This is a genomic window from Nocardia citri (genome assembly GCF_054065835.1).
The window spans coordinates 25,096-47,724 of the sequence record NZ_JBSUQM010000008.1 but is presented as its reverse complement, the minus strand read 5'-3'; the positions used below and the strand labels follow the sequence as shown (position 1 = coordinate 47,724).

Genomic DNA, 22,629 nt, shown 5'->3' with positions numbered 1-22,629 from the left:
ATGGGGCGGTTGACCGGCAAGGTGGCACTGATCAGCGGCGCGGCGCGAGGTATGGGCGCCGCACATGCGCGGGCGCTGGCGGCCGAGGACGCCCGGGTAGTACTCGGCGACATCCTCGACGAGGAGGGCGCCGCACTGATCAAGGACATCGGCGACAATGCCGCCTACGTCCATCTCGACGTGCGCGAAAAGCGGCAGTGGCAGGATGCGGTCGCCGAGGCCGTGCAGCGCTTCGGCGCGTTGCACGTCCTGGTGAACAATGCCGGAATCGTCAATGGCAATCTGCTGGTCGACTTCGAATTGTCCGAGTGGCACAAGATCATCGATATCAATCTGACCGGCACCTTCCTCGGCATGCAGGCCGCTACGCCCGCGATGATCGAGGCGGGCGGCGGTTCGGTCATCAATATTTCCTCGGTCGAGGGCATGCGCGGCAGTCCCGGCCTGCACGGGTACACCGCCACCAAATTCGCGGTCCGCGGACTCACCAAATCGACCGCACTCGAGTTGGCACAGTACGGAATCCGAGTGAATTCGATTCACCCCGGGCTGATCCGCACGCCGATGACCGAGGGCATTCCGGAGGATTTCCTGCAGATCCCGCTGGGACGCGCCGCCGACCCGTCCGAGGTATCGGCGCTGGTAACCTACCTGGCCAGCGACGAATCGTCGTATTCGACGGGAGCGGAATTCGTCATCGATGGCGGTCTGACCGTGGGAGTTCCACACAAGACGTTGTCCTGATCGCTACCTCTGGGCGTGCGAGCGGAGTTCGGATCCGCAGGACATATCGCGAATCAGGCATCAGTGCGTGCCGGATTCGAGTCACAACCGTCCCAAATCTGCCGGAGCCGCACCACCAACTGAGCCGGAGAGGCAGCCGGTAGTCTTGTCGCCACCAGTGCGGTGCGCACCGAGGGAGGCCATCGAGTTGTCCAATCCAGTGACCGATTCCCCGCTGCCCGAACGTATGACATGGGACGAGCTCAACGCGCTGCCCGCCGGACAGGCAGAGCGAATCGAGCTGGTCAGGGGCAGACCGGTCTGGGTCAGGACAGGACCGCCGGAGCACCTGCGATTCGCCACTCGGATGCGCAACGCCCTCGAGGTATGCGCACGCGACAGCATGCGGGCACGGTCGAGTGAATGCTGGCAGGTGGACACTGAAACCAATGTCTTTCTCAGCCACACCAAGGACGACTTCCTCACCCCCGATTTCATGGTCTACCGCTGCCCGGAAGAGCCTTGGAAACCAATCTTCGCCGAGACCGTGCTGATCGTCGGCGAAGTCCTGTCGCCGTCCAACCACATCGGTCAGATGCGCGCGAAGCAGGCACGCTATGCCGAAGCCGGTATCAGTGAATACTGGGAGGTCCTGCTGGACCGCGAAGGCCGACGAATCGATACGATCCTGACCTACGTGCTGGCAACTCCCAGCGACCTTCCCGAGGGCGTCACACCACTGCGGCCACGGCAATACGCCCAGGTTGGTGAGTGGTCTCCGAAAGTCCACTCCGAGATCGCACTCCCATACCCATTCCCCATCGCACTCAGTTGGACAGACCTCGAATACTGATCCGACGTCGCATAGCGGCCGTGCGCGCCAGCTTCGGCTCGCCGGGTAAGTCCAGCTGATCGCTACCGCTGGGGCGGACTTACCAGCCGCGAGCCGGATGCCGGTCGATGCCGAGTTCGGCGCCTCGGCTCCCCTTCGATGTCACCAACGTTCCCCCAGAGTCGGTGTCGCCGTGCCGAATCGGGGTGGATTCGGCCCGCCGCCATCAGCATGTCGGATGCGATCGGCGACCGAACTTCAGCTCAAACACCTTGTGCCGAAACAGCTCTGGGAGCTACCGTCGATCACTTGAGGAGTACATGGACGGTATCGCGGTTATGCAAGGGGTTTCGCGGATCTCCGGCGCTCGGAGGGCACACTCGCGGCTCGTCGCTATGGCTGCTCCAGTACGTCGAATGGGATGGTCGCCTCAACCGGGTCGTCGAGCAGCAGCACACGGCGGTGGACCGTATGCGCTCGGTAGCGGCGACCGGACCAGTCGAGGCGGTATTCCTCGATCTCCTCGATGCGTTCTTCCTTCTGATCCAGCCGGACGATCAGATAGCGAGGGATACCCGCGGCTGCGTATTGAATTCGCTTGTCGGTGATATCGACATCGATGGTTGATTCGGAGGTGACCTCTACCACCAGCAGAATGTGCTCACGCACGGTGTTGACGTCGTAAGGTTCGCAGTCCCGGATCCAGATGTCTGGATAGCGGATGTTCAACCGCCGATCCGCCACTGTGGATTCCGCATCAGCGAATCGTGCGGCTATGTCGGAATCCACCACCATGCACGGACCGCCCTCGCGCCGGGCTGCTTCCAGCATCCCGGCCAACCGCCGGACCACACGGCTGTGCACCGGGCTCTGGGCCATTAGTCGGACCACGCGCCCGTCTACGATTTCGATGTCACCGAGCCCAGCAGTCGCCCCTTCGGCGAACTCCTCGGCCGTCACCCGCAGTAACCGTTGCTCGTCGGGAGCGCTCATACCGGACATCATTGCAGTCCGAACCGGACCGGACCACCAGGTCGCACCAGCGCGGGATTTACCTATAGCGCCAAGTCGCGTGCACTGGACGGTCGCTGTTGTCGCTGTGCACGTCCACTCTGCCGGCAGAGACTATCTACGCCACCCCAGGTCAGGCCTCTGATCGCGGCGATACGGACACCCGACGGTTCTCCTCCGCCCATTGGACGACCGCGTCGGGGGACACATCCTCGCCGAGCACATTATCGATGACCACCCGGCCGATACAGATCGAACGCATCACCCGATCGGCGAACGCCTCCACATCACCCCACGGCAGATAGGGTTTCGCGATCAGCAGCGAGGCGATGCCGTGCGCGCTCGTCCACAGCTCCAAAACGACCGGCACCGGGTCGCCCGGCCTGACCACGCCGAGGTCCATGCACTCGGTGACGGTCGCCGCGAGGTGGGCAAAGGCACTGCTGGTCAGCACCTGATCGACAGCGCCCGCCGTCTCACCGGGCGTCATGGCCAGGCGGTACTGCTCGGGATGCTCCCTGGCGAAACGGACATATGCCAGGCCCTGTTGCCGCAAACGCTCCATCGGCGAGTCGTTAGGATCGGAGGCGGCCAGCATTTCCGCGTCCAGAGCCTCGAACACCTGGGCCACCACCGATTCGATCAGCTGATCCTTATCCGCGAAATGGCGGTAGATCGACGGCGAGCTGACACCCACTATCTTGGCGATTTCCCGGATAGATACCGCATCGACATGACCGGTCCGTGCCAGCAGTTGCTGTGTGGCATCGATGATTTCGGCACGCAGCTCCGAACCGGAGCCACGTACCGAACGCTGCCTTCGAGTAGAATTCACGTGCGCCCGGCTAGTAGGTGTTTATCGGATTCGGTTGTGCCTGATGCGGTTTCGTCTTCACGCAGCCCGATCTTGGCGTGCAGCCGGGCGAGTGGCGCGGGCGCCCACCAGTTCGCGGTGCCGAGCATCCGCATGAGCGCAGGGGCGAGGAGACCGCGGATCAGGGTTGCATCCGCGAGCACCGTCAAAGTCAGCCCCAGGCCGGTCATCTGGATGAACGATACCTTCGAGGTGACCATGGCGGCCATCACGATGGCCATCAATAGCGCGGCCGCGGTGAAGATTCGCCCGGTGCGCGCGACACCCAGCGCCACCGCGCGCGTGTTGTCCGCGGCGGTGCGTCCCGAGGCGAGCCACTCCTCACGGATGCGCGAGAGCAGGAATACCTCGTAGTCCATGGACATTCCGAAGGCGAGGCAGAACATCAGGATCGGCATAGTCGGGACCAGGTATCCGGTCGCGTCATTGCCGAAGATGCTGGACAGGTGGCCGCCCTGGAAGATCCAGACCATCGCACCGAAGGCGGCGGTCAGCGAAAGTGTATTGAGGGCAAGGGCTTTCAGCGGCAACAATACACTTCCGGTGAACAGGAACAGCACTACGAAGGCAGCGAGTGCGATCAGGGCGGCGGCCAGGGGCAGTCGCGCACCCAGTGCGTCGAGGGAGTCACGGTCGATCGCGGCGCTACCACCGAAGAGCGCCGGTCCCGGGCTCGCGATATGGCGTAGCCGGTCCAGTTGCGTTTTCCCTTCGGTGGTGAAGGGATCGACCGTCGTCGCGACCGTGAGGAAGGCACCGGTGTCGTTCGTCATCTGCGGTGATCCGGCGGACACCTTCAGGCCGCCGGCGTAGAGACCGGCACCCGAGAGTACTCCGGACACGCCATCCACCTTCGACAGCGCGGCGGCGTAATCGCCTATGGTGGCCGGGTTTCCGTGATAGCCGTCGAGCACAATCGTGACATTGGTCGCGGCATTGGATGGGAAGTCCGCGCGCAGCGCGTCACCGACCGTACGACTGGTGGCGGATGTGCCCGCATTGAGCACGCGATCGTCCGGATAGCCGAATTTCACCCCGAGGAACGGGGACCCGATCGCCAGCATGAGCACGATGATCGCGATGGCGACCGGTGCGGCATGGCGCATCACCCACTGCACCGTGCGGTACCAGAAGGTCTGCTCCGGCACGCGCTGCGCACCCGAGTCGCGACCGAGCAAACGCCCCACGGGCTTTCGCAGATCCGCCGCATTCACCCGGTGTCCGAGCAGCATCAGCACCGCGGGCAGGATCAGGATCGATGCGGCGGCGGCCGCCGCGACCACCGCGACGCCCGCGTAGGCAAAGGATTTCAGGAAGTACAGATCGAAGACGCCGAGCGCGGCCACCGACAGCGCGACGGTCAGCGCGGAATACAGCACGGTACGTCCCGCGGTCTGCACCGCGCGCACGACGGCCGCCTCGATATCGAGTCCATTGCCGAGTTCCTCGCGGTAGCGGCTGACAATGAACAGGCTGTAGTCGATCGCGAGTGCGAGACCGAGTGCCGTGGTCAAATTCAGCGAATAGATCGACACATCGGTGAAGACGGTGAGGGTGCGCAAGATCGCGAGGGTGGTCAAGATCGCGAAGATGCCGACGGCCAGCGGCAGGAAGGCCGCGACCAGGCTGCCGAACACCAGGATCAGCACAATGAACGACAGCGGGATGGCCACTCCCTCGGCGATCGCGAGGTCGTGGGTGATCTGCCCGTTCACGTCATGGTAGATGGAGCTCAGCCCGCCCTGATAGATGGTGACGCCGTCGACGGTTCCGGTGACCTCTTCGGCGATCGCACCGGCAGTCCGTTGGGCCACCGTCTCCTCGCCGGTGATGTAGCCGACCACGAGCGCGCTCCTACCGTCCTTGCTGCGCAATGCGGCCGATAGTGGCTGCGGAGCGTTCCAATAGGACTGAACGCCGATCACGTCGCCGCGCGAACGCAAGGTGTCGACCAGCTTCGCGGCGGCGGCCTTGGCCGCCGGACTGTCCGCGCCGGCATCATCGCGAACCAGCAGGATGAGATTGGGTTCCGCGCCCCCGAAGTTATCCGCGATCAACGTGGCGACCTGCGACGATTCGGCATCGCCGGGAATGAAGCCACCGGTTTTGGTATGTGCGGTCACCGAGGCACCGAATGCGCCGCAGAGCACGGCCAACAGTGCCGCGGCGAGCAGGATCGTCCGGGGATGCCTGGTGGCCAGATGTGCGATCCGCATGAGCATGAGCGACTCCCCTATTCGACCGCTCTCGGGTAACAGCGTTAGCGTAACGCCGTTAACTCATCGGCGATAGGGACGCACCGCTAACAATCAGTGACCCCGATCACACATCCGGACGACCGAATCGTCACCCCAGGAACGCGACGATCCCATCGGCAATGGCGGTCGCGTACCTCGCTCGCCCGTCGGGCGATTCGATGAGCGCGGCGTCACCCGGATCACGCATATTTCCGCATTCCACAAGCGCGACCGGACGTTCGGAGAGATTGAGACCCGCCAGATCGGCGCGCGGGTTCATCCCATCGGAACCGACATAGGTCGACGGGACGAAGCCGGATCCGATCATGGTGTCGCGCACTGTCGTTGCCAGTCGCCGCGACGGCTCCTCCTGTGCCGGATTCAGTGGCGGCGACGAGTACGCGACATGGAAGCCGTGCGCACCCGCGGCGGCGCCGTCGGCATGGATCGAGACGACAGCCGCTGCGCCACTGCGGTTTCCGAGGGCGGCGCGTTCATCGACGCACGGCCCGACGCCCGCATCGTCGTCGCGAGTCAGCACGACATGAATGCCACGGGCAGCCAAGGTATCCCGGACCCGGGTGGCCACGTCCCAGGTGAATTCGTGCTCGGTGTAGCCGTCGGTGGCCGAGGTGCCGGTCGTATTGCACGCCTTGGTTTTGCCGCGGCCGTCCGGCACCTGACGGTTGATCGCACCGGGCTGCCCGGCATTGCCACCATTGTGTCCGGGGTCGATGACGACCACGCGGTCATCGGCGATGAGGCGCGGCGGGTTCGTTGTCGGTTCCTCGACGAGCCGCGGCGCCGTGCTGGGCGCCGCTGAACCGGGTGCGTCATGCGCGCATCCCCCGAGCAGTAAGCCCCACGCGCAGATCGCGGCGGTCGTCTTCCAGCTTCGCAATCGCATGTCACCGACACTGCCATAGGCTCGCGTGCGGTTCATCGCGTCGGCGGTCGCTATCGGAACGCCAGCGCGCCGAGCGTGTCCGCGTGCAGGTACTGCAGATATTTCTTGGCCGTGTCCGCGGCTACGGCCGCATTGGCGGTGGCCACCGTCACCACCACGAACTCCTTCTCGGTCCCGTCGCGCCATTTGCCGGTGACGAAATTGTCGATGTAGGTCCCCGGTCGCAGGTGCAGGTCCGCATCGGTGAACTTGCCGAGCGCGGCGGTGGCCTCGCCCTCGCTCGACATGGCGATGACAAATTGGGTGATCTTCAGCCCGCCGCCCTCGGCCCGGTACTCCATTTCGGCGGCGTACTGGCAGCCCAGGCCGGTGAGCTTGCCGTCGACCTCGAAATCGCGGCAGTTGGCGTGGTCACGGCCCTCGACCCAGTCGGCATGCAGTTCCACGCTGTCGAATGTGAAATTCCAGTCACCGGCGAAGTCGTTGTAGCTGAGCTTGCCCGAAGACGGCTGGCCCGGACGCGGCGCTGTCGTGGTTGTTCCCGCGGTGCTCGTTGCCGGGACGACGGTGACGGTGGCCTCCGATGCCTGCGACGGGTCCTTATCGCCTCCGGTGAGGACGACCAGACCGACGCCGACCACGGCGAGCACCGCAACCAGTCCGAGCACCGCGGCGGCGATTATGCCGGACTTCGATTTCGGCGGCGGACCCGACGGCGCCGCGCTGGGATACACCATCGGATAGCCGGTCGGACCCCAGCCCCGGTGCGCCGGATAGTCCACCGGCTGCCCCCACGGCGTCGGATCCTGTCGCGGCTGCTCCCCGTGGCCGTCCGGATAACTCACTGCCTGCCCACCTCTCCCGCCGGGCGTCGACCCCGACCCTGCTACGGCCGAACCCGATCACGTGCTGATCGCGATCCCCCTCGTTGCAGGTTGAGCCAGTTTAGCCGGTGAGCAATAAGCCCAGCGCAAGGCCGAACATCACGGCCGCGATCACCGAATCGAGCTCGCGCCAGGCGCGCGGTGCCGACGGTTATCGTGTTGATTGTGCGGTCGGGTTCGGGGTCGCGGGCGTCGGGGATGGCGCCGTGGTGGTATCCCGACCATGCGAATCCGGGGTTGGTGCGGTGGTTCGATGGGTATCAGTGGACGAATTACACGCAGCCGCGGCAGTAAGGGGTTGGGCGAGCTGGGTTCGTTGGGGCTAGCTGTCGACGTGGACGTGCGGGCGATCCGCAGGGTTCGGGACGGCGCGGCGGATGATTTCGCGGGTTACGGGGGCTACCTCGCCCTCGCCGACGAAGAGGAACTTCAGTAGGTTGACCAGCGGATTGCCTTCGCTCCATTCGAAATATACGTGCGGTTCCAGGCCGGTGCGGTCGCGGACGGCGAGCAGGATGGCGGCAATGGAGTTGGGGATGGCGGTGGCTTCGACGCTGAGGATGCGGTAGCCCTCGAGTTCGAGGCCGGTGACACGTAGGTCGGTGCTGAAATCGGAGGCATCGCGGACGATGACCTCGAGGAACAGGATCGGTGCGTCCGCCGGAATGTGGCTCTCCAGGCGCTGATCGGCTTCCTTCTCCCGGTATTCCTCAGGTCTGCGCTGGTCGATGTCGTGGGTGACGATGCGGATCATGCCTTCGGCCGCGGCCTGGTCGATCATGCCGGCGGCGGTTTCGTCGAAAGTCACCTCGATGGCGCGCAATTCGAAGGAGCGGCGTGCACGGGAGGCGAACGATACGACGATGATCGCCACGATGAACAGCGAAGCCAGTTGCACGCCTTCGGGGCGTTCGAAGATATTGGTGATGGTCGTGTAGACGAAGACCGCCGATATCAGACCGAAGCCGATTACCTTGGTGCGCTCGCCCTTCCGCGCGGCCGACAGGGTCACGGCAACGGCGGCGGAGGTGATGAGCACGAGCACGCCGGTCGCATACGCACCGCCCTGCGCGTCGACATCGGCGTCGAAGTACCACGTGATACCGAAGGCGATGACCGCGAATACCAACACCAGTGGCCGCACCGAACGCGCCCACTCCGGCGCCATGCCGTATCGCGGTAGATAGCGCGGCACCAGATTCAACAACCCGGCCATGGCCGATGCACCCGCGAACCAGAGGATCGCGATGGTGCTTACGTCATACACGGTGCCGAACACATCGCCGAGATATTCGTGCGCCAGCCAGGCGAGTGCTCGACCGTTCGCGGAACCACCCGCTTCGAACTCCCGTTCCGGAATCAGCACGACCGTAATGAAACTGGTCACGACGAGAAAGGCGCTCATGATCAGGGCGGACGTGGTCAGCAGCTTGCGCGCCCCCGCAATGCGGGCGACCGGGAGCTCCTCGGAATCTCCTGGCGCACCCTTGATTTGCGGCATGACGGCGACACCGGTCTCGAAACCGGACAACCCGAGCGCCAGCTTCGGGAACACCAGCAGCGAGACGCCGATCATCGCGGCGATATTGCCGTGCTCGGCGGTCAGCGCATGCGCCCAGTCGACGACCAGATCACCGGCGGTGATCACGTGATACAAACCGACAATGGCGACGACGACATTCAGCGATAGGTACGCACCGACCAGCGCCACCGCGATCTTGATCGCCTCGGCGAAACCCTTCAGGAAGATCGCCGCGAGCAATGCCAGCAGGGCCAGCGTGACGAGCAGATTGTGATTGTGCAAAGCCGCAGGCACATAGGAGTTTTCGACGATATGCGCGGCACCGTCGGCGGCCGACAACGTCATGGTGATAACGAAATCGGTGGCCGCGAAACCGAGCAGCACCAGAATGAAGATCTTGCCGGTCCAACGCGGCAGGTGCTCGCCGAACATGGCCAGCGAGCCGCCGCCGTGCGGGCTCTCCCGCGCCACCCGTCGATATACCGGTAGCGCACCGAGCAGCGTCAGCGCGACGAGCACCAGCGTCGCCAGCGGCGACAGCACCCCGGCCGCGATCGCCGCGATACCCGGCTGATAGCCGAGGGTGGAGAAGTAGTCGACACCGGTCAGGCACATCACCTGCCACCAGGACCGCTCGTGTTCGGCATCGCCCGGCTTGCGCATGGGGCCGGCGTGCTGCGAGTAGCGCTCATCGGTCGCGCCCTGAAGTAGCCAGGCCGAGAAGGGTGAGCGCGTGCGCTCGTCGGTTGTGGTCACAATATTCCCTTGCGAGGTTCGTCCGGTGCTGCCGGATTATCTCCGACCCGGGCGAATCTACGGGAGACGTCAAACAGCTGACGAGGCCCGCCATCCTGTCGATCCGATCACTCGGCCGAGTTGGCAGACCTCACCACTCGGCGAAGGAACCATCCTTGCGGTGCCACACCGGATTTCGCCAGCGATGGCCCTGTTCGGCGGCGCGCGCGACTGCCGCTTCATCGATCTCGATACCGAGGCCAGGGGCTCGGAGCAGGTCGACGTAGCCGTCGCGGTAGGCGAAGACCGTCGGGTCGGCCAGGTAGTCGAGCAAATCCGAGCCGGTGTTGTAGTGGATACCCAGGCTCTGCTCCTGGATGAGCAGGTTGGGGGTGGCGAAACCCACCTGGAGGCTGGCGGCGAGAGCGATGGGTCCGAGCGGGCAGTGCGGGGCGAGGGCGATATCGCGGGCCTCGGCGAGGGCGGCGATGCGGCGGACCTCGGAGATGCCACCCGCGTGCGAAAGATCGGGTTGGACTACCGCGATGCCCTGATCGAGGACGGCGCCGAAATCCCAACGCGAATAGAGCCGTTCGCCGGTAGCGATCGGGATGCTTGTCGTGCGGGTGATCTCGCCGATCTGGCTACTGCACTCGGGGACGAGCGGTTCCTCGACGAAGAACGGCAGATACGGTTCGAGCAGCGGCAGCACCCGCCGCGCCATCGGCATCGACAGGCGGCCATGGAAATCCACGGCGATATCGAAATCATCGCCGGTCGCCGCACGTACGGCCGCGACTCGATCGACAATGCCGCGGGTCGCGCGCGGCGTATCGATCAGCTCCAACTCGGCGGAGCCGTTCATCTTGACCGCGGTGAAGCCCTGCTCCTTTCGCTCCACCGCGGCGCGCGCCACGTCATCGGGGCGATCACCACCGATCCAGCTGTATACCCGGATCCGATCGCGCACCGCACCGCCGAGCAACTGCCAAACCGGCACACCCAGCGCCTTTCCGGTGATATCCCACAGCGCCTGATCGATGCCCGCGACCGCACTCGACAGGATCGGCCCGCCCCGATAGAAGCCCCCCTTGGTGAGCACCTGCCAGTGTGCTTCGATGCTCATCGGGTCCTTGCCGACGAGGTAGTCGGCCAGTTCGTCGACCGCGGCGGCCACGGTGTGCGCACGGCCCTCCAGCACCGGCTCACCCCAGCCGGTAATGCCCTCGTCGGTCTCGACTTTCAGCAAGCACCAGCGGGGTGCGACCAGGTAGGTGGTGAGCGCGGTGATCTTCACCGGGACTCCTTTCGCACGCTCCAGCCGCCGTCGACGACCAGGTTGGCACCGGTGATGAAGGATGCGTCGTCAGAGGCGAGGAAGGCGACCGCGGCCGCCACCTCCTCGGGCGCGCCCATCCGGTCCAGGGCGGTGGCCTGGGCGGATAGCCGCCGACCCGCCTCGTCCACGTCATCCCATACCGGGGTGAGAATCGGGCCGGGCAGGACGGCGTTGACCCGCACGTGAGAGCGCCCGTATTCCACGGCCAGCTGCCGGACCAATGCGGTCAACCCGCCCTTGGCGGCGGCGTAGACCGGATATCCGGGTAGTCCGAATTGGGCGTGCACACTGGATACCGCGACCACATTGCCGCTGCGACTGCGCAGATCGTCGACGAAGGTATGCAGGCCGAGGAACAGCGGGGTCAGGTTGACCGCGAGACCGTCATCCCATGCCTGCCTGGACAATTCGTGCGCCGGGATGGTGGCCTGCCGGGATGCGTTGCTGCACAGGAAGTCCAGCGGTCCGAACACGTCGTTGACGCGGTTGCGCAGCGCATTCCAGGACTCCTCCGAAGTTACGTCGCAGTGGACGAATTCGGCTCGATGACCGGCCGCGCGGATCTTCGCAGCGACCTCGCGTCCCTCCGGTGCGGCGATATCGGCGATGACGACCGCGGCACCCTCGCCGGCGAGGCGATGGGCAGTGGCCGCACCGATGCCGGATGCGCCCCCGGTGATGACCGCGACCCGGTCTGCCAGACGAGTCATGCCCTTCCCTTCATCGGTTGATATCGGCACCGGTAAGTAGGCCGAGTTCGTGCCGGAACGGCAGACCGGCCCAATCACCGGGTACGGAGACGGCGAACGCACCGCACGTCGCGGCCAATTGCAGGCTGTGTCTCACCGAGCCGTTGTCGAGCAGACCGGCGAGGTAGCCCGCGACGAAAGCATCGCCCGCACCGACCGGGTCTACGCTGCGGATCTCCACCGCAGGCTGTCGGATCAGCTCGCCGGCGTACAATGCGAGTGCGCCTTCGGATCCGAGTTTGATCACGACTTGCGCAGGTCCCAGTGCGGCAAGGGATTGCGCCATTGCGGCCGGAGTCGCCCCCGGTACGAGGATTGCCGCCTCATCCGTACCGGCGAAGACGATGTCGGCGCGGGAGACCAGCTTCGAAAGTTCCACGGCCGCATCCGATTCCGACCACAGCGCACGACGGTAGTTGAGGTCGACAGAGATGATCGCCCCGGCATCGACGGCGGCATCGAGTGCGGTGTGCACGGCGTCGCGGGCGGATGTGCTCAGCGCCGGGGTGATGCCGGTAAGATGCAGCACCCGCGCCGCGGCGATCTGCGTGGTATCGATATCGGCGGCAGACAGCCGTGATCCCGCAAAACCCTTGCGGTAGTAGGTTATTCGCATATGCGCGGAAGTTCGCCGCTCGCGCAGCATCAGGCCACTCGGCAACTCTGGATCGATTCGGCACCGCGAGATGTCGACCTGTTCGGCGCGGAGCCGATCGAGCACCATCGTGCCGATGGCGTCGGCACCCACGCTGCCCACCCACGCACTCTCATGGCCCAATCTGCGGACACCGATGGCGACCGTCGCTTCCGCGCCCGCGAAATCCACGCGCATCGCCGCACCGGGAGCGAATGGACCGGGTTCAGTCGCGGCTACAACACCGAGTGCTTCACCCAGAGTCACCAATCCGCGCACAGCAAAGCCTTCCGCACCGCGGACGCGCGCTCCCGCAGCGCATCCAAATCACCACCGGCACACGCGTCACCGACGAGCGGCGAGCCCATGCCGAGTGCCCTGGCCCCCGCATCCAAATACGCTCTGGCATCGGCGAGCCCGATACCGCCGGTCGGCACCAGCGGAATCACGTTCAGTGGCCCGCGAATCGCCTTCAGATAACCGGGACCGCCGACCGACGCCGGAAAGACCTTGACCATGGTCGCGCCCGCCTGCCACGCACGGTGGATCTCGGTGGGCGTGAACGCGCCGCAGATCACCGGGACACCCAGACGGCGACCTTCCGCGATCACCTCGGGGCATACCGTCGGGGTGATCAGATATGCCGCACCCGCATCCACGGCCTGGGCCGCGTCAACGGCGGTGAGCACCGTGCCCGCACCGACCGGGTAGGTCGATCCGGCGCAGTCGCGCAAAGCGTGCAATGCCCCGGGGGAATTGAGGGTGAACTCCACCGCGGTGATGCCCGCCTCGTGCAGTACGGCGGTCACCTCGGCGAATCGAGCGGCCGTGGGGGCGCGCAGGATTGCGATGACCGGTGGATCCAGGGTGAGTCCGTAATCAGCGGTCATGGGTTGCGCACCAACCTCGCATCGGAGTAGGTATTCGTCGGCAGACCGGTCACACCCGGTCTGCAGGTGAACAATCGCCCCGCATTGATATCGGTGGAACCTTGTGCGGCTGTGGTGATTACGAGAACATCCAGATCGGTTCCGGCAAAGGTGCAACTGGAGACCTGTGCCGGGCCGACATCGATCACCGCATGCGGCCGACCCGACGGATCGAATGCTCGGACCTGCCCGGCACCCCACACCGCGACCCAGACGAAACCGCGTGCGTCCACGGTCAATCCGTCGGGTAGACCGTCCCGGAATTCGGCGAAGGTGCGCCCACCGCTGAAAGTACCGGTGGCGCTGTCGTAGTCGAAGGCATCGACTCGACGGGTCGGGCTGTCCGCGTAGTACACGGTGGCACCGTCCGGGCTCCAACCGAGACCGTTGGAGATCGTCACCCGCTGCCGCACCGTACTCAGCTCTCCGTCGGGGTCGAGTCGATACAGCGCGGCGGTGCCCGGGATTTCGTCCTCGGACATGGTGCCCGCGAACAGTCGCCCGCACGGGTCGGCCTTGGCATCGTTCATGCGCCACCGATGTCCGTCAGCGGGCAGCGATAACGATGCGACCTCGGTCATTGTGCCGTCGGAGATATGCAGGAAGGTATCGACGGCTGTCGCGATCAGCCCGCCCGATGCGCACGGCACCACCGCGCTGACCCGCGTGCCCACCGCCACGGTGGACCGCCCTACGAGGTCACCGTCGCGCAGTGTCGCGCGGTGGATGCGACCGGCCGGAATGTCCACCCACAGCACCTCATCGGTATGGTCATCCCACACCGGTCCCTCACACAACCTGCCCGGCCGTGGCGAGCACCGGTGCGCTTTCAGTTCGATCATCATTCGCTCCTGACGGGTGCTACGTCGGCAATCCGACCGCACGCTCCCCACTGCGCCGCTGCTGAATGACAACCGCCGCCACCAGCAACGAGCCCTGAGCGACGTTCTGCCAGAATGTATTCACGCCAACCACATTCAGCCCGTTGTCCAGCGCGCCGAGCAGCACAACGGCCAACAGCGTGCCGCCGATCGTGCCCTTACCGCCCTTCAGCGCACACCCACCCAACGCGGCGGCGGTAATCGCCTTCAGCTCGAGCCCCTCACTACCGGAGACCGGCTGCCCGGAGCCGGTGCGCGCGGTCAGGACGATCCCGGCGATCGCCGCCACCGCACCCGCCAGCACGAATACCGCAATCAGGTACTTGTTGATATTGATGCCGGAAAGCCTTGCGGCCGTGTCATTTCCGCCGATGGCGTAGATATTTCGGCCGATATCGGTGTACTTCAGCAGCACATGCATGCCGATTGCGACCACCGCGAGAATGACCACCGGAACCGGCAGACCCAGAATCTTGCCGCGGGCGATGAAGATGAACACGTCGTCGCCCAGTACGAAACCCTGTGCCTTACCACCAGATATCAACTGCGCGACGCCCTTGAACGCGGCCAAGGTGGCCAGTGTCGCGATCACCGGATTGACACGGCCGTAGACGATGATCAGCCCGTTGATCGCCCCGAGCACCAGCCCGACACCGATCGCGGCCAGAATGCCCAGCCAGGCATTGGAGCCGGTGGCGGTGAAGGCCATCGCACTGATCACCGACGCGACGCCGGCTTGCGAACCGACCGAAATGTCGAGCGCGCCACAGATGATCACGACCGTCTGGACAACCGCGAGCAGACCGAAAACCGTAACCGCTTCACCGATTCCGGCCAGATTCGCCGGATCGAGATAGCCATCGTTGAGCCAGGCGAAGATCGCGACGATCACCACCAGCGCACCGAGGAGGCTGAGGTTGCCGGTGCCTATCGCCGGTATCAGCCGTCCAAGCGTGAGGGCGGCCGCACCGCGCGCCGCTACCGATGGCGCCGCCCCGGCGACGGCGGGCTCCGCTGGAATCGAAAGTTGTTGGTCTGTCATGGGTTTCCTCGCGATGTATGCGACAGGTCGGCGGCCATGGCCAGTGCGAGAATCGCCTCCTCGCTGGCCGCTTCGCGGTCCAATTCGCCGGTGACCCGGCCGTGCTGCATGACAACGATCCGGTCGGCCAGGCCGAGCACCTCGGGTAGCTCCGAGGAGATCACCAGTACCGCGACGCCGGATTCGGCCAATTCCTCGATGATGTGGTAGATCTCGACCTTGGCGCCGACATCGACGCCACGGGTGGGCTCATCCAGGATGAGCACCTTGGGTTTTCGGGCCAGCCAACGAGCCAGCACCACCTTCTGTTGATTGCCGCCGGAGAGCTTGCGCACCTCTTGCTCGATGGAAGGTGTTCGCACCCGCAGTGATTCGACATGCTGGCGCGCCAGCCGCCGCTCCTCGCCACCTCGGACGAACCGCAGCCGCCGTAAGCGGTCGAGCATCGCGAGCGAAATATTGTCGCGCACACCGCGATGCAGCAGCAGCGCTTGTGCTTTGCGCTCCTCCGGCGCGTACCCCATTCCGGCCCGCACCGCGTCGCGCGGTTGACGCAGACGCAGTCTCTTGCCGTCCACCCGCACCTCGCCGGAGCGGATCGGCAGATCACCGGCGAGCGCCCCGGCCAGTTCCGAGCGACCCGCCCCGACCAGCCCGGCCAGTGCGACCACCTCACCGGCACGCACCCGCAGACTCACGTCCTGGACATCGTCGGTGGTCACCGCGTCCGCCTCGAGCAGCACCCGGCCCGGCATACTGTGCTTGCGCGCGAACAACGTCGACATATCCCGGCCGACCATCATCCGCACGATTTCGCGATCGGTGGTGTCGGCGGTGGCCCGCGCACCGACGAGCGCGCCATCGCGCAGCACCGCGACCCGATCGGCCAGCCGGAAGATCTCCCGCATCCGATGCGACACATAGATCACCGCGAGGCCCTGCTCGCGCAATCGACCGATCAGCGCGAACAGCGATTCGGTCTCATGATCCGACAGCGACGAGGTCGGCTCGTCGAAAGCGATCACCGTGGCGTCGGTGGTCAGCGCCCGCATGATCTCCACCAATTGCCGTTGTGCCGCAGTGAGTTTCGATCCGATGGTGTTCGGATCGAGATCACGGTCGAAGCCGAGTCGGGCGAGGTCGGCGCGCATCCGTTCGCGTAAGCCGACCCGGTCGAGCAGTCGGCCGCAGCGCCGCGGCAGCGACCCGAGATAGACGTTCTCGGCAACCGAAACATGCGGCACGATCTCCGGTTCCTGGCCGATCACCCGGATCCCGGCCGACCGCGCGTCGGCAGGGGTGGCCAGTTCGAGCAACTCACCATTCAGCTCGAGCCGGCCACCGTCCGGGCGGTGGTCGCCGCCGAGGATGCGGATCAGGGTGGATTTACCCGCTCCGTTCTCACCCATCAGGGCGGTCACCGCACCAGCGGGAAAGTCCAGGCTCACTTCGCGCAGGGCCGGCACCCCGGCGAAGCTCTTGCTCAGCCCGGATACCCGCAGTCCGGTCAACTGCATGTGACGCCAGCCTGCTGCCAGTTGGTCGAGTCGACCATCTTGGTCGGCGCGTAGGCCTCGGGCGGCATCTGCTTGCCGTTCTTCAGGTAGTCGTAAATCGTCTGAACCGAGAGTGCGCCAACGTCTTTGCCATTGATGAACAGCGCCGCCTTGAAGCCGGTCGGCTTGCCGCCGCGCCATTCCTTGCAGGCCAGATAGGCGCCGAGGCCGACGCCGAGCACATTGTCGGCGGAGTATCCGGCGTTCTGGATCGCGGCGACGCCGCCGCTGACGTTCTCGTCGTTGCAGCCCATGACAATCCAGTTCTTCACCGACCGATTGCCCGACACCGTTGCCGAGATCTTGTTCTGCGCATCCGACGGGGTGTTGTCGGTGCCGACCTCGATCACCTTGACGTCCACACCGGCGGCCTCCTTGAAGGCCTTCTGATTGGCCTTGACCCGGTCGGTGCAGACGGTCACATCCTGTTTCCAGGCGTCGATGATCGCGGTCTCCTCCGGCTTCCACCCGGCCTTCGTGAAGTCCTGACCGGCTCGGGTGCCGACCTCGGTACCCATTTGGGTGCCGCTGAAGCCGACCCGCGGCACCAGATTGTCCTTGGCGCAGGACGACGGATCCGGTCCATTGGTACAAACCTGATCATCGGAGGTCAGCAGTGCGACACCACCGGCCTTCGCGAGCTGGGCGACCTGCGGACCGACCGACGGATCGGGCACCACCACGATCACACCGCTGGCCTTCTGATTCACCGCGTTCTGCACCTCGGTGACCGCCTTGTTCGCGTCATTGCCGAGATTCACCACCTTCAGATCGATGCCCACCTCGGTGGCCTTGGCCTTCGCGCCCTCGGCCTCACCGATGAAGTACTCCTGATCGCCCTGCTTCTGCGCGTAAACGAGGCTGATCGCGTCCGTGTGGTGCTGCGGACCGGTCGCCTGCGAATCGTCCTTGCCCGATGAGCAGGCCGACGCGGCTAGCGCGAGCGATACCCCGCAGAAAACGGCTCTGGTCCAACGGCTTCGGTGGGTCCAGGACATTGGGTGCTCCTCTGATGCTGCGCCGGGCACTCGGCGCCTGGCAGTGACCTGGGTTACATTATGACTTCGGATAACTGTTGTAAATAGTGTTGTCAGAACTACTCGGGTAGCGTCTGCGAATATCAATCGGAAGGAGATGGCCCGAACCGTGTACCAGCTGACCGCGCGCGATATCCGACGGCGGAATCGGTTCTACGTACTGCAGGCGGTCTACGCCGCCGCGGGCCACACCAACCGTCAGGAGATCGCCCGCGCCACCGGGCTTTCGTTCGCGACGGTGGGCAATCTGCTCGCCGAACTACTCGATGTCGGGGTGCTCGCCGAACTCGGCTACGACGCGCCGGGCATCGGCCGGCCGCGTGCGCAACTGGCGATCAATCCCGCGCGCGGCATGCTCGTCGGCGTCGATATCGCCGAAACAACCATCCATTTCGACCTTTTCGACCTGGCCATGTCGGTGCTGCGATCCGTCGAAATACCCGTCGACCCCGCGGCCACCCAGCCCGACGATGTCGCCGAACTCATCATCCGCGGCATCCTCGAACTGATAGCCGGCGATTCCGACAAGGTGCTCGGTGTCGGCTTGAGCGTGCCGGGCCTGGTCGAACCCGAAGGCGGGGTCTCGGTGTTCTCGCCGTACTGGCACTGGCGCGACGTTTCGCTCAAGGCATTGCTCGCGCGGCGATTGCCGCATCCGCTGTACTTGGACAACCCACTGAAAGCCAGTACGGCAGCGCATCTTTGGTTCGGCGCCGGGCGGGATGTGGACGATCTGATCGTCGTCACGCTGCGCGCCGGAGTCGGCATCGGTGTCGTCATCGATGGCGCGCTCTATCGCGGCGTGACCAATAGCGCGGGCGAATGGGGGCACACCAACCTCGTCATCGACGGACGCGAATGCCGCTGCGGACGCAACGGTTGCGTCGAGGCCTATGTGAGCGCGCGCGGCATCGTGCAGACCCTGCGCGAACTCGCACCGGCCAGCCCGCTGCTCGCGGCCGACGATGCCACCACCATCGCGGCGATTGCCGCCAGCGACGACCCGATCGCCGACGAGGTCATCGAGAAGACCGGCAATTACCTGGGCGTAGCGGTCGCCAACCTGGTCAACCTGTTCAACCCGCGCACCATGGTCTTCGGCGACCTCGTCGCGAACGTCCTCGGCGAACGACTGTTGGCAGTTACCCGCCGGGTAGCCGCCCACCACGCCATGTCCGACCCCTTCGCCGCGGTCACTCTCCAACTCTGCACCCTTCCCCACAACCCCGTCAGCCTCGGCGCTGCCACCTTCGCCCTCGAAGGCTTCCTGGCCGACCGCGAAACCTTCGGCTCCATCGCCGAACGCCGTGCCATCCGCACGTCGAGTTCGTAAGTTGATTCGGTTGTGCGACAACATCTCTGGATCGCCGGGGCATGAGGCCCGGTCGACAGCTCGACTGCGCCCCTGCCATGTGAACCAGCCGCCCAGCGGCATCGCTGCTATCACAGCCTGTGGATAGCCCGCGAAGCTGATGTACCTGCTCCTGCAGCGCCACATTGTCAATGCGTTCGAGTGGTCGGGGTTGAGGTAAACCACCACGCCGATGGGTCGGCGTAACCCGGCATTTGCTCGGTGGGCGGCTACGGTGGGCGAAATTTCCTTGCAGTACAGCCACGCACTTTCCCCGTGACGATAGCGAGGATCCGTGTCGAACCGCCCGCATTTCCCCCGACGTCTGGTGACGTCCATAATGATGGCCGCGGTCGTGGCCTGCGGCGCCGCGCCCACCGCGGCCGAGCCGCCGGACCCGACACCCGCGGTGCCGCCCCCTCCGGTCTGGACCCCGTGCCCCGACGCCGCCGGTTTCGAATGCGCCACCGTGGCCGCACCGTTGGACTATCAGCATCCGGAAGTGCGCACGATCGAGCTGGCGGTCATCCGGCACCTGGCAACCGATCCAGCGCATCGGATCGGCAGCCTGCTGTTCAACCCCGGTGGGCCGGCACCGGCTATCGACCTGTTCATCGGGGAGTATCCGTTCTTTCCCCAAGAGATGCGGGAACGGTTCGACATCGTCAGCTGGGACCCGCGCGGGTTCGGACGCTCGACCGCCGTCCAATGTTTCGACACCGCCGCGGAGTACGCGGCCTGGTCCGCACAGTTGCCTGCGGGGTTTCCCGTCGGCCAGGAGGAACAGCGGCGGTGGATCGAACTCAATGCCGAACTGGGTCGGCATTGCGAACAACGTGACCCGGTCTTGCTGCGGTTCGTCTCGACCACAGATTCGGCACACGACTTGGATTTGCTGCGTGCGGTCCTCGGCGACGAGCGGTTGACCTACATGGGGGCCTCCTATGGGACGCTGCTCGGCGCTACTTACGCCAACCTCTTCCCCGACCGGGTGCGGGCGATGGTGCTCGACGGCAATGTCGATCCCACCGCCTGGTATCACGACAACTCGGCGCTGCCGACCTTCCTGCGCGAAGGCTCCGACCTGGGGACGGCCGAAACGCTGAAGCAGTTTCTCGATCTGTGCAGCCGAGCCGGCCGCGGCGCCTGCCCCTTCGCGGCCGCCGACCCCTGGGCGACCCGAGTCAAATACGAGCTACTGCTGCACCGCCTGCTCATCCACCCACAGGGCATCTTCACCTACGCCCTCACCGCCTCCCTCGTTCGAACAGCCCTACAACTCGTCCATCCCGTGGACGCGGCCCCGAACTGGTCGTCGCTGGCCGAGCTGCTGCAGGACCTCTGGCTGGGCCAGATGCCACAGAGCACCGCTTCGATGGCCTCGGTTCCGACGATGCCGAGCGAGGTCCGGCCATCCGCGGTGAGCGACTCGTCGTCGGCTGCCCCCGTCCAGCAGCAGAGCTACTCGGGCATCGAGCAGGTATATGCGCTGGTGTGCAGCGAGAGTCCCAACCCACGCGATCCACAGGTGTATGGCCCCCTGGCCAAATTCGCCACCCTGCGATCCGGGACAGTCGGGCCCTTCTGGTCGTGGGTGACCGAGGCGTGTTCCACCTGGCCGGGAAAGGCGGCCCACCGCTACACCGGCCCGTGGAACCGTTCCAAGACGCCGATCCTCACGGTCAACACCGTCTTCGATCCCGCCACCCCGTATCGAGCCGCCCTGGCCACGACCGCCCAACTCGGCAACGCTCGACTGCTCACCGTCGCCGGATACGGGCACACCACCTTGAACAACCCGAGCAGTTGCGCGAATGCCCACGAAAGCGACTACGTCGTGCGAGGCGTGCTACCCCCACCCCACACCGTCTGCCAGCAGGACAGCCCACCATTCACCTAACGCGTTTCCAACGAGTCCGCACCGGCGTCCGCCCATCCGCCGTCGCGGTGCGCCGCCCGACCCGCAGCCCGATCCCAACCGGCGAATCGGGCCAGGTGAAATCAGCAAGGGAAATACTCGGTCGCATGAACCGAGCCTGGACGACCCGCACACGCCGGGCAGGCACCGCCGGTTCTAGTACAACAGGGGCGGGGACGGCGGGAAGGCGATGGGAAGTGCGGTCAGCGCCCGGTGGAACGGCCCCGGCCGCCACGTCAGCTCGCTGGTCGACACGGCGAGGCGGATCTCGGGGAGTGCGTCGAGTAGTTGGTCGATGGCGTCCTGTGCGATCAGGTAGGCCATCGAATTCGCGGGGCAAACGTGCGGTCCAGCGCCCCAGGCCAGATGGGAGCGATTGCCCATGTATTGATTCGCGATGATCGCGGGATCGGTATTGCAGGCGGCGATGCTGATGACGACCGGCTGGTGGGCGGGTAGCCAGACACCGTCGATCAGGATCGGCTGGCGCGGAAAGCTGATGCCGAAGTTCGCCATCGGCGGATTGTTGAACAACACCTCGTCGAGCGCGTCCCTGGTCGATAGGCTCCCCCCGAGCACGCTGCCACCGAACCGCTCATCGGTGAGGATCAGCATGAGAGCATTGGCGATCAGATTCTGCTGCGGTTCGATGCCCGCGCCGTACAGCGAGCCCAACTGGTGCACCATCTCGGTATCGCTCAGCGCCGCCGGATGCCGCAGCATCCGCGTGGTGATGTCGTCGCCGGGCTCGGCGCGCTTGAGCTGGACCAATTCCAGCATCGCCCCGCCGAGCAACTGGTTGCCGTGCTCGGCGTCCACGCCCTCGACCATCGCGGCCAGACCGGTCGCGGCCCGCTGCGCGATATCGGCCGGACATCCGAGCGTAGCGTTCAGTACCGCGAAGGCGAGCGGAAACGCATACTGGTGCACCAGATCGGCCGAACCGTCGCCACAGAACGAATTGATCAGCGGGACAGCGAGTTTCGCGACCGTATCGTGTAGATCGTACTGATCGACCTGGTCCAGGCTCTCGACAGTGGTCTGCCGATACCTGGCATGCGCTTCACCGGCATTGCGCAAGGCATCCGGCCGCCACTGCATCATCGGGAGCACCGGGCAGTCGGCGGCCACACTCTGCTGCCAGGTGCGCGGATCGGCTGGAAAATGATCTGGATCATTCATGATCCGCAGGGCCGTGTGATAGCCGACCACCAAGGTGGCGGGCACCCCCGGCGCCAGATTCACCGGCACCAACGCCCCATACCGCTCGCGCATATCCCGATACGCCCGATGCGGGTCCGCCGCGAACTCCGGCGTGTACAACGCCATCCGCGGCCCATCCGTATCGATCGGCGAAGTGAACGGTGCACCGCCGTGCGCCGAAGACGACATCGTCATCGAAAAACTCCAGCATTTGAACAAACAAGCCCTGTGAGCCTAAGCACCCACACCGCCCCACCGCACCCCA

20 protein-coding genes are annotated in these 22,629 nt (G+C 65.3%); 5 read left to right on the top strand and 15 right to left on the bottom strand.

Features of this window, described 5'->3' with window-relative positions; genetic code table 11:
- Together ACW2Q0_RS14390 and ACW2Q0_RS14385 are read left to right on the top strand one after the other, a co-directional pair.
- Complete coding sequence (locus ACW2Q0_RS14390; protein WP_457190165.1) at positions 1-744, top strand: glucose 1-dehydrogenase; 744 nt, start codon at positions 1-3, stop codon at positions 742-744.
- Between the two features lie 187 nt (positions 745-931).
- Positions 932-1,576 carry a Uma2 family endonuclease gene (locus tag ACW2Q0_RS14385; protein ID WP_457190163.1) on the top strand — a complete coding sequence of 215 codons (645 nt, stop codon included), beginning with the start codon at positions 932-934 and terminating at the stop codon, positions 1,574-1,576.
- Between the two features lie 372 nt (positions 1,577-1,948).
- Here the strand turns inward: ACW2Q0_RS14385 and ACW2Q0_RS14380 are convergent, their stop codons facing one another.
- The 5 genes from ACW2Q0_RS14380 to ACW2Q0_RS14360 form a co-directional block, all read right to left on the bottom strand.
- A complete protein-coding gene (locus ACW2Q0_RS14380; RefSeq protein ID WP_457190161.1) occupies positions 1,949-2,548 on the bottom strand; it encodes a Uma2 family endonuclease in 600 nt (199 codons plus the stop codon).
- A gap of 151 nt (positions 2,549-2,699) precedes the next feature.
- Positions 2,700-3,401: a TetR/AcrR family transcriptional regulator gene (locus ACW2Q0_RS14375; protein ID WP_457190159.1), complete on the bottom strand. Its 702-nt coding sequence runs from the start codon at positions 3,399-3,401 to the stop codon at positions 2,700-2,702.
- Positions 3,398-5,662 carry an MMPL family transporter gene (locus ACW2Q0_RS14370; RefSeq protein WP_457190157.1) on the bottom strand — a complete coding sequence of 755 codons (2,265 nt, stop codon included), beginning with the start codon at positions 5,660-5,662 and terminating at the stop codon, positions 3,398-3,400. Before ACW2Q0_RS14370 ends, ACW2Q0_RS14375 begins: the two co-directional genes overlap by 4 nt.
- Before the next feature lie 124 nt (positions 5,663-5,786).
- Entirely contained in the window at positions 5,787-6,584 is a 798-nt protein-coding gene (locus ACW2Q0_RS14365) for an N-acetylmuramoyl-L-alanine amidase (RefSeq protein ID WP_457190155.1), read from the bottom strand.
- A gap of 50 nt (positions 6,585-6,634) precedes the next feature.
- Positions 6,635-7,429 (bottom strand): hypothetical protein, encoded by a 795-nt coding sequence (locus tag ACW2Q0_RS14360; RefSeq protein ID WP_457190153.1) that lies wholly within the window; start codon positions 7,427-7,429, stop codon positions 6,635-6,637.
- A 237-nt stretch (positions 7,430-7,666) separates the two neighbouring features.
- Between ACW2Q0_RS14360 and ACW2Q0_RS14355 the strand changes: the two genes are divergently transcribed.
- Complete coding sequence (locus tag ACW2Q0_RS14355) at positions 7,667-7,762, top strand: DUF2510 domain-containing protein (protein WP_457190543.1); 96 nt, start codon at positions 7,667-7,669, stop codon at positions 7,760-7,762.
- Positions 7,763-7,790: 28 nt separating this feature from the next.
- Here the strand turns inward: ACW2Q0_RS14355 and ACW2Q0_RS14350 are convergent, their stop codons facing one another.
- From ACW2Q0_RS14350 to ACW2Q0_RS14310, 9 genes are all read right to left on the bottom strand, one after another.
- The gene (locus ACW2Q0_RS14350) at positions 7,791-9,653 is read right to left on the bottom strand and encodes an amino acid transporter (RefSeq protein ID WP_457190541.1); all 1,863 of its coding nucleotides are present in this window, start codon (positions 9,651-9,653) and stop codon (positions 7,791-7,793) included.
- Between the two features lie 223 nt (positions 9,654-9,876).
- The gene (gene dgoD, locus ACW2Q0_RS14345) at positions 9,877-11,022 is read right to left on the bottom strand and encodes a galactonate dehydratase (protein WP_457190151.1); all 1,146 of its coding nucleotides are present in this window, start codon (positions 11,020-11,022) and stop codon (positions 9,877-9,879) included.
- Positions 11,019-11,774 carry an SDR family NAD(P)-dependent oxidoreductase gene (locus ACW2Q0_RS14340; protein ID WP_457190149.1) on the bottom strand — a complete coding sequence of 252 codons (756 nt, stop codon included), beginning with the start codon at positions 11,772-11,774 and terminating at the stop codon, positions 11,019-11,021. The genes dgoD and ACW2Q0_RS14340 overlap by 4 nt, the downstream gene beginning before the upstream one ends.
- Before the next feature lie 10 nt (positions 11,775-11,784).
- Positions 11,785-12,726 (bottom strand): sugar kinase, encoded by a 942-nt coding sequence (locus ACW2Q0_RS14335; protein WP_457190147.1) that lies wholly within the window; start codon positions 12,724-12,726, stop codon positions 11,785-11,787.
- Positions 12,711-13,337, bottom strand: a complete 627-nt coding sequence (locus ACW2Q0_RS14330; protein WP_457190145.1) for a bifunctional 4-hydroxy-2-oxoglutarate aldolase/2-dehydro-3-deoxy-phosphogluconate aldolase — start codon at positions 13,335-13,337, stop codon at positions 12,711-12,713. The genes ACW2Q0_RS14335 and ACW2Q0_RS14330 overlap by 16 nt, the downstream gene beginning before the upstream one ends.
- Positions 13,334-14,218, bottom strand: a complete 885-nt coding sequence (locus ACW2Q0_RS14325; protein WP_457190143.1) for an SMP-30/gluconolactonase/LRE family protein — start codon at positions 14,216-14,218, stop codon at positions 13,334-13,336. Before ACW2Q0_RS14325 ends, ACW2Q0_RS14330 begins: the two co-directional genes overlap by 4 nt.
- Positions 14,219-14,237: 19 nt before the next feature.
- The gene (locus tag ACW2Q0_RS14320) at positions 14,238-15,299 is read right to left on the bottom strand and encodes an ABC transporter permease (protein ID WP_457190141.1); all 1,062 of its coding nucleotides are present in this window, start codon (positions 15,297-15,299) and stop codon (positions 14,238-14,240) included.
- Positions 15,296-16,816, bottom strand: coding sequence for a sugar ABC transporter ATP-binding protein (locus ACW2Q0_RS14315; RefSeq protein ID WP_457190139.1), 1,521 nt, complete (start codon positions 16,814-16,816; stop codon positions 15,296-15,298). The genes ACW2Q0_RS14320 and ACW2Q0_RS14315 overlap by 4 nt, the downstream gene beginning before the upstream one ends.
- A complete protein-coding gene (locus tag ACW2Q0_RS14310; protein WP_457190137.1) occupies positions 16,807-17,853 on the bottom strand; it encodes a substrate-binding domain-containing protein in 1,047 nt (348 codons plus the stop codon). Before ACW2Q0_RS14310 ends, ACW2Q0_RS14315 begins: the two co-directional genes overlap by 10 nt.
- 136 nt (positions 17,854-17,989) lie before the next feature.
- Between ACW2Q0_RS14310 and ACW2Q0_RS14305 the strand changes: the two genes are divergently transcribed.
- Together ACW2Q0_RS14305 and ACW2Q0_RS14300 are read left to right on the top strand one after the other, a co-directional pair.
- Complete coding sequence (locus ACW2Q0_RS14305; protein WP_457190135.1) at positions 17,990-19,225, top strand: ROK family protein; 1,236 nt, start codon at positions 17,990-17,992, stop codon at positions 19,223-19,225.
- 358 nt (positions 19,226-19,583) lie between these two features.
- The gene (locus ACW2Q0_RS14300; protein ID WP_457190133.1) at positions 19,584-21,143 is read left to right on the top strand and encodes an alpha/beta hydrolase; all 1,560 of its coding nucleotides are present in this window, start codon (positions 19,584-19,586) and stop codon (positions 21,141-21,143) included.
- 174 nt (positions 21,144-21,317) lie between these two features.
- Here ACW2Q0_RS14300 and ACW2Q0_RS14295 read toward each other — a convergent pair whose 3' ends face one another.
- A complete protein-coding gene (locus ACW2Q0_RS14295; protein ID WP_457190131.1) occupies positions 21,318-22,559 on the bottom strand; it encodes a cytochrome P450 in 1,242 nt (413 codons plus the stop codon).
- Positions 22,560-22,629 lie beyond the last annotated feature (70 nt).